Source organism: Rhodococcus sp. NPDC059234, from assembly GCF_042754225.1.
Taxonomy (GTDB): domain Bacteria; phylum Actinomycetota; class Actinomycetes; order Mycobacteriales; family Mycobacteriaceae; genus Rhodococcus_G.
On sequence record NZ_JBHZAH010000142.1, the window covers coordinates 1 to 11,379 of the forward strand.

The following is an 11,379-nucleotide window of genomic DNA, read 5'->3' on the forward strand; positions in this document are numbered from 1 at the left end:
GTGCAGGCACTCCGTCACCGCACCACTGCACGAAGTGCATCAGCAGGTGGTCGGCGTCTGCTCACCTGCCAGCAGTGCCTTGGTGAACGCCATGGCGTCCGGCAGCGACGCGGCCACACTCGCACGGTGGTCCGCTCCGCCGTAGGTCCGATAGTCCAGCCGAGTTCCCTTGTCGCACAGTTGCTTCACGAGAACCTGCGAGGAAGACGGCGTGACGAGAGCGTCGGCGGTGCCCTGCGCGAACAACACCGGAACCTTGGGTTCGGCGTTCGACGGCTCTTGCTCCGCCAGGTACTTGGTCCACGGTCCGAGATCCGCGCCGGGTCGAAGCACCTTGTCCACCGGCACTCCCGGGATGGCCGCGCGGATGTCGGCGATGCAGCCACGTCGCGCGGCCGTCATCAGCGGCGCCGCCGCCTCGGAGACGATCTCCTCCGGCTTGACCGCGGGATCGGCGGCCGCGGCGCCGAGCAGCGTGATCGGCAGGAACGACAGGACCGGCGCGATGGCCGGGTCACCGGACCGGATGTAGGCGGGCGTCTGGCTCAGCCCGCTGCCGGGCGCGACCGCGATCGCGCCGAGCAGAGTGAGCTCGGGGGCGCGATCCACCGCCTGGTCCGACGCGCTGATCGCCGCCGCGCCACCCTGACTGTGCCCGCCGACGAACCACTTGCTTCCCACCGATGGTTCGAGATGCCGTGCAGCCCTCACGATGTCGGTGACCGCATTGGACTCGGAGGTCGCGTTGAGGTAGGTGTGGTCGCCGGGCGTTCCCATGCCCTCGTAGTCGGTCTGGACCACGACGTAGCCGTTCTTGACCCATTGGTCGAGGGTGGTACTGACGGTGCCGACGTAGTCGTGCACGGCACCGTCGACGGTGTCCCCCGACGGCGCGCAGGTGTCCGCGATGCCGGTCGTACCGTGGGCCCAGCTGATCACCGGCCAGCCGCCGTCGGGCGCAGTTCCCGACGGGATCGCCACGGTGCCCGAGACCACGATCGGCTCACCCTTCCCGTTCTCGGACGCATAAGTGATCAGCTCGCTGCGGCCGGCGCTCGGCAGCGCGGCGGCGTTCGTCAGCGGCGCGGACGAGAGCACGTCACCGCCGTTCGGCACGGGGGATGTCGCGGTGGCGGAGTCTCCGTCACTGCTCGAGCAGCCGGTCACGGCGATGGCGGTGACCGCCAACGCGCCTATGATTCGGACGGAAACGCAGGTTGGACGCATGGCAGCCTCTCAGGCGGTGCGCCGGGGCAGGTGGCCCGGACGGAAGAATAAGAAGGGCTTCTTAGTACCGTGACGCAAACCACACTGTCAACCGCCCGTCTCAGTCTGGTGCAGGCCGCGGAACGCCTCGTTGCCGAACGCGGGGTGCACGGCGTGCCCGCCAGCGCCGTGGTCCGGGCAGCCGGACACAAGAACAACTCGGCCATCACCTATCACTTCGGGTCCTGGGAGGGACTGCTCGAGGAGGTGTGGCGGCTGCACACCGACCGCGTGAACGTCGACCGTGCGGTGTACCTCGCCGCCGCCCACGACCGCGGCGCGTACGACCTTCCGGTCATGGTCGAGGGATACGTCGGCCCGCTGGTCGCGGAGCTACGGAGAGAACGGCCGAGCTACTGGGCGCGCTTCAACGAACAGTGGATGGCGACGATCCGCCTCGACATCTTCGCGCTCGACGACGCCGCGCTGGCACGCCAGCCGCAGGGCGGCTCGGTCTCGGTGGTGCACAACCTGTTCACCGACATGGCCGACGCGCTGACCCACCTGCCGGAGGCCGACCGGACGCGCCGAGTGGCGCTGATGACCCGCTTCGTCATCGGATCGCTGGCGGCCTGGGAACGCGAACCCGAGGCGGCACCGGGGCTGGACGAGCTCGAACCCGAACTGGTCCGGCTGGCACTGGCCTTGCTCGAGGCGAGCTGATTCCACTTCGTGGATCAGTGCCGGCGGTGGTCCGTGACCGGGGTCCTCGGTCCGAACTTCGGCTTGACCGCCTGTCCGCTCACGACGAGCAGCATGACCGCGCGATGACGGTGCGGCCGAATCGGATTCAGGTACTCGACCATGCCGGGATCGTCGAGCGGACGACCGAGCAGCGACCAGCCCACGACGGCCGCAAGGTGGAAGTCGCCCACCGACAGCGCGTCCGCGTCACCGAGCGCGCGCTGGGCCACCTCCGCCGCCGTCCACTCCCCCACCCCGTTCACCGCGCGCAGCCGCCGCAGGGCGTCCGGCGGGTCCATCTCCGCGGCCTTCTCGAGCCGGTCCGCGACCGCCGCACAGGTCACGATGGTCCGCGCGCGACGCGGATCCACCCCGGCACGGTGGAACTCCCAGGACGGGATGCGGCGCCACACCTGCGCCGACGGCGGCACCCGCATTCCCTCCGGCGCCGGCCCGGGGGCGGGTGTGCCGTGCGCGGTCACCAGTCGGCGCCAGGACGCCTGCGCCGCGATCCCGTGCACCTTCTGTTCGAGGACGGCGGGCACCAGCGCCTCGAACACCCGGCCGGTACGCGGGATCCGCAGGCCGGGGAGCCTCCGGTGCGCCTCGGCCAACCTGGGGTGTTCGGGCCTGAAGCCCGTGGCGTCGTCGGATTCGCCGAGCAGGTCGGGCAGGGCGCTCGCGAACTCGGCCGCGCCCGCACCCCAGGCCCGGCACCCTACTGAACTCCGGTCCACCTGGGTCAGGCGATACGTCACGGGGCCGGTCGGCATCAGGGAGGTCCGCCACAGAGCGCCGTCGGGGGTGACGCGGTGACACGGGTCGGCTCTGCCCCTGCCCAGGGGCGACAGGCTCGCCGCGAGCAGCAGCGGGCGCGAACTGGTGTGGACCGTCTCGAGCCCGCGTTCGGGCAGGGAGGTCGAGACGGGCATGTCTCCACGATAGGCCCGCGCCGTCCACGGCTCCCACGTGCCGTCCGGCATCGGTCGTACGGAACCGTCAGTCGGAGTCGGCACCGCGGTGGGCCGCCGACCGTCCGTGCCCCGCCTCGCGGGTGATGTGGTCGACGAGCGGCTGCGTCCGGTACTTCACCGGTGTCGTGAGTGCCAGGGTCGTCGTGGTGTGCGCGACGCCTTCGAGCCCGAGAACGCTCTCGAGGACGTGCAGCAGTTCCTCGTGCGACGGGGCCGCGATCCGGATCAGCAGGTCCTCGCGGCCGGTGGTGGTGTGCACCTCGAGCACCTCCGGGACCGCCCGCAGATCCTCGATCACGTCCTGGATGCGGCCCTGTTCGAGTTCCGCCCCGACGAAGGCCTGCACCGGGAGTCCGAGCGCGGACAGGTCCACCTCCGGCCGGTAGCCGACCACGACGCCGTTCTCCTCGAGCCTTCGCATCCTCGACTGCACCGTGTTGCGTGCGACCCCCAGCCGGGACGCGAGGTCCATGATCTGGGCCCGCGGGTCCTCGGTGAGCAGGCCGAGCAACGCGGCGTCGAGTCTGTCGATGCTGATCACCATGTCGACCTCCGAATAGTGTTCCACGTCACAATTGATCATAGCGTTCAGCTGATTCTGCAGTAGTTGACGGCCAGACCACTCAGACGAACTATTGCTACACCCCTTGCTCGACGGATCGCCCGCATCCACACCACGATGCGGCGCAGAAACGGTGGCGACAGTGACTGAATTGGTGGTCCGCGACGATCAGCCCCGGCCCTACGACCGGCCGCAGCCCTACGACCTCGACGACCGCTACCGGTCCGGTTCGGGTCCGGTACTGCTGACCGGCGTCCAGGCGATCGCGCGCCAGCTCGTCGAACAGCACGTCCACGACATCCGCGCGGGCCGACGGGTCGCGACCTTCGTCTCCGGCTACCAGGGCAGCCCGCTCGGCGGCGTCGACAAGATGCTGCACGGCATGCCGCAGGTGCTCGCCGAGCACGACATCACCTTCGTGCCCGGCTTCAACGAGGAGCTCGCCGCGACCGCCGTCTGGGGCAGCCAGGCGGACCTGCCGCAAGGTCAGGCGACGCACGACGGCGTCATCGGCGTCTGGTACGGCAAGGGTCCCGGCGTCGACCGGGCGACCGACGCGCTGCGGCACGCGAACATGTACGGGGTCAACCCCAAGGGCGGCGTGCTGCTGCTCGTCGGCGACGACCCCGCCTCGAAGTCCTCCACCGTTCCCGCGGTCAGCGAGCGCTCCCTCGCCGCGCTCGGGATCCCGGTGCTGTTCCCGCGCAACGCCGAAGAGATGATCACGATGGGCATGCACGGCGTCGCGCTGTCGCGCGCCTCGGGATGCCTGGTCGCACTGAAGGTCGTCGCCGACGTCGCCGACGGCGCGTGGACGGTCGACGGCAGCGTGGCCGACATCGACATCACCGTTCCCGAGATCGACTGGGAAGGAAAGCCGTTCGTCTACAAGCAGCGACCCATGGCGGTCCCCACGGACAGCGTCATCGCGGAGGCGGACCTGTACGGTCCTCGCTGGGAGATCGTCCGCGCGTACGGCGCCGCCAACGATCTCGACGTGGTGGAGGTCGACCCCACCGGGGCGAAGATCGGGTTCGCGGCCACCGGCACCACCTTCGACTCGCTGCGTCAGGGACTGCTCGACCTCGGCATGGACGAGGCCGCGCTGCACCACGCCGGGATCCGGCTGCTGCGCATCGGCATGCCCACCCCGCTCGGCCCGCAGAAGGTCCGGGAGTTCGCCGCCGGACTCGAGCAGCTGATCGTGGTCGAGGACAAGACCGCCTTCATCGAGACCCAGATCCGCGAAATCCTCTACGGCACCGAGAACACCCCGCAGATCCTCGGGAAACGCGACGCCGCGGGCCGGCCGTTGATGCCTGTCGACGGCGAGTTGACGGCGGGCCGGCTGCTCGGCCCGCTGCGCCGAGTGCTCAGGGGCCGTGTGGAGCTGAAAAAGGCTCTGCCGCCTCAGCTCTCGCTGGAGGTCCTGTCCACGAAGCGCACCCCGTACTTCTGCAGCGGGTGCCCGCACAACCGGTCCACGGCACTGCCCGCGGGCTCGATCGGCGGCGGCGGCATCGGCTGCCACACCATGGTCACCATCTCGAATCGCGAGGACAGCGCGGTCACCGGTCTGACCCAGATGGGCGGCGAGGGCAGCCAGTGGATCGGCCAGGCGCCGTTCACCGACGTCAAGCACCTGTTCCAGAACGTCGGCGACGGCACCTTCTTCCACTCCGGTCAGCTCGCCGTGCAGGCCTGCGTCGCGGCGGGAGTGAACATCACCTACAAGCTGCTCTACAACGACGTCGTCGCGATGACCGGCGCCCAGGACGCCGAGGGCGCCCTGTCCGTCGCGCAGCTCACCCACAAGCTCACCACCGAGGGCGTCAAGCGGATCATCATCTGCGCCGACGATCCCAAGCGGCACAACAAGAGACAGCTCGCCAAGGGCGTCAAGCTGTGGCACCGCGACCGACTCGACGAGGCGCAGCGCGAGCTGCGTGAGATCGAGGGCGTCACCGTGCTGATCTACGACCAGCACTGCGCCGCCGACGCACGCCGGCAGCGCAAGCGCGGCACGCTGCCCACCCGCAACACGCGGGTGGTCATCAACGAGGCGGTCTGCGAGGGCTGCGGCGACTGCGGCACCAAGAGCAACTGCCTGTCCGTTCAGCCGGTGGACACCGAGTTCGGCCGCAAGACCCGGATCGACCAGACCTCGTGCAACACGGACTACTCCTGCCTGGACGGCGACTGCCCGTCGTTCGTCACGGTCGAGGTCGTGCCGGGCACGAAGAAGCCCGCCCGGGCCGAACGCCCGGTGCCGCCGCTCGCGGCCGAGCCGGACCTCGGCGAGCTGACCTCGACGCAGAACGTCTTCCTCGCGGGCATCGGTGGCACCGGCATCGTCACGGTCAACCAGGTGCTCGCCACCGCCGCGCTGCGTGCGGGCTACGAGGTGGAGTCCCTGGACCAGATCGGCCTCAGCCAGAAGGCCGGACCGGTGGTCTCGCACCTGCGCTTCTCCCCCGATGCGCTGGAGCCGTCGAACCGGCTGACCCCCGGCAGCGCCGACTGCATCGTCGCGTTCGACCTGCTCACCGCCACCGACACCAAGAACCTGGCCTACGGCAGCGCGGACGCCACCGTCGCGGTCGCGTCGACCAGCCAGACTCCCACCGGCGACATGGTCTACGACAAGTCCGTCCGGTACCCGGACGAGCAGGCGCTGCTCGACCGCCTCGGCTCGGCATCCAAGTCGCTCACCGCATTCGACGCGCTGGCCGCCGCGCAGGAGTTGTTCGGCAACACCGCCGCCGCGAACTTCCTGCTGATCGGCGCGGCCTTCCAGAGCGGCGGACTGAGGTTGCCCGCCGAGGCCATCGAGGAGGCCATCGGCATCAACGGCATCGCGGTCTCCGCGAACATCGACGCCTTCCGCTGGGGTCGAGTCGCCCTCGCCGATCCGGAGGCGTTCGCCGCGGTCACCTCGCGGGCCACGCGCACCCCCGCCGTCGTACCGGCACGCCTGCTCGCCGGCGTGACCTTCGACGGGGAGGTCCGCAGGCTCGTGGAGCTTCGCGCCGGCGAGCTGGTCGAGTTCCAGAACGCGAAGGTCGCGCGCCGGTACATCGACGCCGTGCAGTCCATCTGGGCCGCGGAGCGCTCGGTCACCGATCGGACGGAGTTCAGCGAGGCCGTGGCCCGCGGGCTGTTCAAGTTCACCGCATACAAGGACGAGTACGAGGTCGCGCGGATGCTGGTCGATCCCGCGTTCCTCGAGGATGTCGCGTCCCAGATCCCCGGCGGCGAGAACCTCACCTACAAGCTGCACCCGCCCGCGCTGCGGGCACTGGGCCGCAAGAAGAAGATCGGTCTCCGGCCGAAGTCGCATGTGGCGCTGAAGATGCTGGCCAAGGGCAAGGTGCTCCGCGGGACCAAGCTGGACCCGTTCGGCTACGCCCACGTCCGTCGGGTCGAGCGCGAACTACTCGCCCACTACACCGGCGTGGTGCGCGCGCTGGCCGCCGAGCTCGACGCCGCCGGCTACGACCGGGCGACCGAGATCGCCGGTCTGCCGGACCTGGTGCGCGGGTACGAGGACGTCAAGCTCGGCAACGTGGAGCTGTACTGGGAGCGGCTGCGGGAGTTCGGAATCGAGCGGTAGAGCGCCCGCAGCTCGCTCGCGTCACCGCCGGGCAGCGACCCCGACCGGGCGGTCAGCTGCCGTTCGGCAGGGTGCCCGGCGGGATCTGGTAGCCACTGGAACCCGCGAAGACTCCTCCGACAGTGCCGAGAACCCAGTTGACCGCATTGGTGATCATCGAAAACCTCTCCTGGATGGGCGGATCGCATTCGCGAGCCTTCGTCACGGTAGCCACGGGTCGGGGATCTGTCGACCACCGTGGTGGAGACCGGACGGGGTCGTGACAATGTGGACATCGTGAGCAATGAGAAACACAGTCGGCACGAGGACATCGACGCCGTCGTCGCCTTCCAGCGGGGATTGGGACTGACGGGCATCGTCGACGTCCACACCCACTTCATGCCCAAGCGCGTCATGGACAAGGTGTGGTCGTACTTCGACTCCGCCGGACCGCTCACCGGGGTCGAGTGGCCGATTCGGTATCGCCTCGAGGAGGACGTCCGGCTCGACCGACTGCGGTCGTACGGCGTACGTGCATTCACCTCGATGATCTACCCGCACAAGCCCGACATGGCCGCCTGGCTCAACCAGTGGTCGATCGAGTTCGCCGCGCGCAATCCCGACTGCCTGCACACGTCCACCTTCTACCCCGAGCCGGACGCGGGCGACTACGTCCGGCTCGCCCTCGAGGCCGGGACGCGAGTGTTCAAGTCGCACATCCAGGTCGGCGACTACGACCCGAACGACCCCCTACTCGACGGGGTGTGGGGAGTGCTCGAGGACACCGGCACCCCGATCGTCATCCATTGCGGCTCCGGCCCTGCGCCGGGACGGTTCACCGGGCCCGCCCCCATCGCCGCCCTGCTCGCCCGCTTCCCGCGACTGCGGCTGGTCATCGCGCACATGGGGATGCCCGAGTACACCGAATTCCTCCACCTTGCACAGCAATACGACCGCGTGCTGCTGGACACCACGATGGCGTTCACCGACTTCATCGGTGAGGCCGCACCGCTGCGAGCCGCCGATCTGCCGCTGCTCCGCGACACCGGGGACCGGATTCTGTTCGGTAGCGACTTCCCGAACATTCCCTATCCGTACGCGCACGCGCTCGAGGCGGTCGCCCGGCTCGGTCTCGGCGACGACTGGGTTCGCGGCGTCTGCCACGACAACGCTGCCCGGCTGTTCGACCTCTGAGCGTTCGCTCGGACCAGGGGAGCGATCGCGGGTCAGAACAGGGTCAACGAATCGTCCTGTGCGGGTAGCTCGAAGAGCGTCGGCTCCATCTCGATCGTCGGGACCGCGGCCGCGGGCCTGGCCTTCGGGGCCGCACGCGCGACGCTCTTGGCACGCGAGATCGTCTTGGCCGGCGTCTCCGCCCCGGTCGGCGACGCCACCGGAGCCGGCGCGGGACCACCCGCGGCGATCGCCCGCGCGGCCTCGCCCGCGAGCTTGTCCGCCTCCTCGTTGTAGTGGTTGCCGACGTGGCCGCGAACCCAGCGGAACCGCACCGGGCCCGGCCGCTCGGCGAGTGCCTCGTCGATTCCGCGGACCAGGTCGATGTTCTTGACCGGCTCGCCGGAGGCCGTCCGCCAGCCCTTGCGCTTCCACCCGGACACCCATTCGGAGGCGCACTTGATCGCGTACTGGGAGTCCGACTCGATCACCATCGGCTCGGATCCGGGGTGCGCCCTGATCGCCTCGAGCACCGCCCGCAACTCGGCAACCTGATTGGTTCCCGACGGTTCACCGCCCGACTGGCTCGGGCCGGTGTGATTGACCCACGCCCAGCCGATCGCGCCACCGGGATTGCGCAGGCAGGAGCCGTCTGTGCTGACGATGATCACGATGGGACACTCTACGGCGAGACGCCGACAAAGGCCCACCTGCGCTACTCGCCGATGAAGTCCGGGGTCCGCTTCTCGAGCATCGCCGCGACCGCCTCCTGGTGGTCGCGGGTGTGATGGGCGAGGGCCTGCATGGAGGCGGACAGTTCCAGCAGCGACTCGAGGCTCTGGTGTTGTCCCTCACGGAGCAGCTTCTTGGTCATCCGCAACGCCTGCGGCGGGTTCAGCGCCACTCGGCGGGCGAGCCCGTACGCCGTCTCGAGCAGCTTCTCGGGCTCGACCACCCGGGACACCAGACCCCAGTCCAGCGCGGTGACCGCATCGACCGCGTCGCCGGTGAACGCCATCTCCGCCGCCCGCGCCAACCCGACCGCCCGCGGGAGCAACCAGGCACCGCCGTCCCCGGGGATGATGCCGAGCTTGACGAAGCTCTCCGCGAACGTCGCCGCGGTCGACGCGATCCGCATGTCGCACATCAGCGCCAGGTCGCAGCCCGCCCCCACCGCCGGCCCGTTCACCGCCGCGATCACCGGAACCTCGCAGTGGTAGAGCGCCCTCGGGATGCGCTGGATGCCCTGGCGATAGCCGTCGCGGAGTTCCGCGGGGGCGCCGCCGAACATGCCGACGCGATCGCGCATGTGCTTGACGTTGCCGCCCGAGGAGAACGCGGGGCCGTTCGCGGTCAGCACCACCACGCGGGCCGTCCGGTCCCCGTTCACCGCCGCGATCGCCCGCTCGAACGCCTCGACCATGTCGGGCTCGGAGATGACGTTGCGGGTCTCGGGTCGGTTCAGTGTCCAGGTGACGACGTCGCCGTCCCGCCGAACCTCGATCGCCTCGCTCATGTGACTCCTTCCGGTCGAGCCCAGCGTAGGGGGACGGCGGCGGGACCGCTCGCGCCGCGGTCCCGCCGTCGTCGCGCACTACGCCGCCAGATCGACCCCGGACCTGTCCTCGAGCGCCGCGGTGGCCACCAGCGACACCACGGCGAGCAGCGCGAGGTACAGCGAGATCGCCAGGGTGCCACCGGTCTTGCCGAGCAGCCACTGGGCGACCGTCGGCGCGAACGCGCCGCCGAAGATGGTGCCGATCGCGTACGAGATCGAGGCCCCGCTGTATCGAACCGAGGCCGGGAAGCTCTCCGCGAAGAGGGCGGGCTGCGGGCCGTAGGAGAGGCCCAGTCCGACCGAGAACAGGATCATCGCGAGGTAGATCAGCCCGAGGTTGCCGGTGTCGATCAGCAGGAAGAACGGCACCGCGAACAGCACCATCGCGAGGTTGCCGACGTTCATCACGGCGGTACGGCCGCGTCGGTCCGACCAGCGGGCTCCGACCATCGTGAACACGCCCCACGTGACCGCGCTCGCCAGGGTGGCCAGCAGCAGATCTGTCTTGCCCAGGCCGTGCGCCTTCGAGGCGTAGGCCACGATGAACCCGCCGATCACCATGTAGCCGTTGCCGTTTGTGCCGACGAACGACAACGCCGACAGCACGACGCGCCTCGGGTGCTCGCGCAGCAGTTCCCGCAGCGGCGTCGCGCTCTGGGCCTTGCGCTCCTTGAGTTCGGCGAACACCGGACTCTCGCTCACGCGGCTGCGAATGTAGAAGCCGACACCGATGAGCACCATGCTGACGAGGAACGGCAGGCGCCACCCCCAGCTCGTGAACTGCTCGTCGGTCAGCGTGAACGTGCACAGCGCGAGCGCGCCGGTCGCGAGCAGCATGCCGATCGGGACACCCATCTGCACGAAGGCCCCGAAGAAACCGCGCCGCTTGACCGGAGCGTGCTCAACGGCAAGCAGCGCGGCACCACCCCATTCGCCCCCGGTCGAGAATCCCTGGACCACGCGCAGCGCGATCAGCAGGATCGGCGCCCACACCCCGATCGTCGCGTAGGTGGGCAGCAGGCCGATCGCGACCGTGGCGGCGCCCATCATCGCGAGGGTCGCGACGAGAACCTTCTTGCGCCCGATCCGGTCACCCAGGTAGCCGGCGAGCACCGCGCCGAGGGGCCGGAAGACGAAGCTGATGCCGACGGTCACGTACGCAACGATCTGACCCGCGGCGCCCATCGGTTTGAAGAACAGGTCTGCGAAGATCAGCGCCGCCGCCTGCGCGTAGATGAAGAAGTCGTACCACTCGACGGTGGTACCGACCATGCTCGCCACCGCGGCCCTGTCGTATTCCCGCTGTGAGGGTTTCGCGTGCTCGACGATTGTCGCCATCCCAGCCACTCTCCTTGTGAATCGGTCCGTCGAGCCTCCCGGCCCCGGACCTCAGCCCAACCGATCGTTCGGTTCGACACGAAGTGTAGGGGTGATGTGCGACACAGGGAAGTGCTCTGGCGCAACGGATTTCGATCGGACGACCGCGCCCGGCCACGGACACGACAAGTCCGCCCACGGCGGTGCTCACCATGGGCGGAGACGAAGGAACTGTGCGTGATCGGTACCCCGG

The 11,379-nt window shown here is 69.5% G+C and carries 9 protein-coding genes; 3 read left to right on the forward strand and 6 right to left on the reverse strand.

The window, feature by feature from the left end:
* Positions 1-39 precede the first annotated feature (39 nt).
* On the reverse strand, positions 40-1,227 hold the full coding sequence (locus ACFXGJ_RS21850) for a lipase family protein (protein WP_378624688.1): 1,188 nt from the start codon (positions 1,225-1,227) through the stop codon (positions 40-42).
* A 69-nt stretch (positions 1,228-1,296) separates the two neighbouring features.
* Between ACFXGJ_RS21850 and ACFXGJ_RS21855 the strand changes: the two genes are divergently transcribed.
* Positions 1,297-1,929 carry a helix-turn-helix domain-containing protein gene (locus tag ACFXGJ_RS21855; RefSeq protein ID WP_378624692.1) on the forward strand — a complete coding sequence of 211 codons (633 nt, stop codon included), beginning with the start codon at positions 1,297-1,299 and terminating at the stop codon, positions 1,927-1,929.
* Between the two features lie 14 nt (positions 1,930-1,943).
* Here ACFXGJ_RS21855 and ACFXGJ_RS21860 read toward each other — a convergent pair whose 3' ends face one another.
* Positions 1,944-2,882 (reverse strand): DNA-3-methyladenine glycosylase family protein, encoded by a 939-nt coding sequence (locus ACFXGJ_RS21860; RefSeq protein WP_378624695.1) that lies wholly within the window; start codon positions 2,880-2,882, stop codon positions 1,944-1,946.
* A gap of 67 nt (positions 2,883-2,949) precedes the next feature.
* Positions 2,950-3,465: an Lrp/AsnC family transcriptional regulator gene (locus ACFXGJ_RS21865; RefSeq protein ID WP_378624731.1), complete on the reverse strand. Its 516-nt coding sequence runs from the start codon at positions 3,463-3,465 to the stop codon at positions 2,950-2,952.
* A gap of 163 nt (positions 3,466-3,628) precedes the next feature.
* Between ACFXGJ_RS21865 and ACFXGJ_RS21870 the strand changes: the two genes are divergently transcribed.
* Together ACFXGJ_RS21870 and ACFXGJ_RS21875 are read left to right on the forward strand one after the other, a co-directional pair.
* Positions 3,629-7,099, forward strand: a complete 3,471-nt coding sequence (locus tag ACFXGJ_RS21870) for an indolepyruvate ferredoxin oxidoreductase family protein (protein ID WP_378624699.1) — start codon at positions 3,629-3,631, stop codon at positions 7,097-7,099.
* Positions 7,100-7,375: 276 nt separating this feature from the next.
* Positions 7,376-8,272 carry an amidohydrolase family protein gene (locus ACFXGJ_RS21875; protein WP_378624720.1) on the forward strand — a complete coding sequence of 299 codons (897 nt, stop codon included), beginning with the start codon at positions 7,376-7,378 and terminating at the stop codon, positions 8,270-8,272.
* A 32-nt stretch (positions 8,273-8,304) separates the two neighbouring features.
* On the opposite strand, the gene ACFXGJ_RS21880 is transcribed toward ACFXGJ_RS21875, so the two are convergent.
* From ACFXGJ_RS21880 to ACFXGJ_RS21890, 3 genes are all read right to left on the reverse strand, one after another.
* Positions 8,305-8,922 (reverse strand): ribonuclease H, encoded by a 618-nt coding sequence (locus tag ACFXGJ_RS21880; protein ID WP_378624723.1) that lies wholly within the window; start codon positions 8,920-8,922, stop codon positions 8,305-8,307.
* A gap of 44 nt (positions 8,923-8,966) precedes the next feature.
* Positions 8,967-9,767, reverse strand: coding sequence for a crotonase/enoyl-CoA hydratase family protein (locus tag ACFXGJ_RS21885; protein WP_378624726.1), 801 nt, complete (start codon positions 9,765-9,767; stop codon positions 8,967-8,969).
* A gap of 78 nt (positions 9,768-9,845) precedes the next feature.
* Positions 9,846-11,147 (reverse strand): MFS transporter, encoded by a 1,302-nt coding sequence (locus ACFXGJ_RS21890; protein ID WP_378624728.1) that lies wholly within the window; start codon positions 11,145-11,147, stop codon positions 9,846-9,848.
* Positions 11,148-11,379 lie beyond the last annotated feature (232 nt).

Bases quoted from the DNA above. Each gene is read 5' to 3' on its own strand.
- ACFXGJ_RS21850 (WP_378624688.1), bottom strand. From the start codon at position 1,227: ATGCGTCCAACCTGCGTTTCCGTCCGAATCATAGGCGCGTTGGCGGTC.
- ACFXGJ_RS21860 (WP_378624695.1), bottom strand. From the start codon at position 2,882: ATGCCCGTCTCGACCTCCCTGCCCGAACGCGGGCTCGAGACGGTCCAC.
- ACFXGJ_RS21885 (WP_378624726.1), bottom strand. From the start codon at position 9,767: ATGAGCGAGGCGATCGAGGTTCGGCGGGACGGCGACGTCGTCACCTGG.
- ACFXGJ_RS21890 (WP_378624728.1), bottom strand. From the start codon at position 11,147: ATGGCGACAATCGTCGAGCACGCGAAACCCTCACAGCGGGAATACGAC.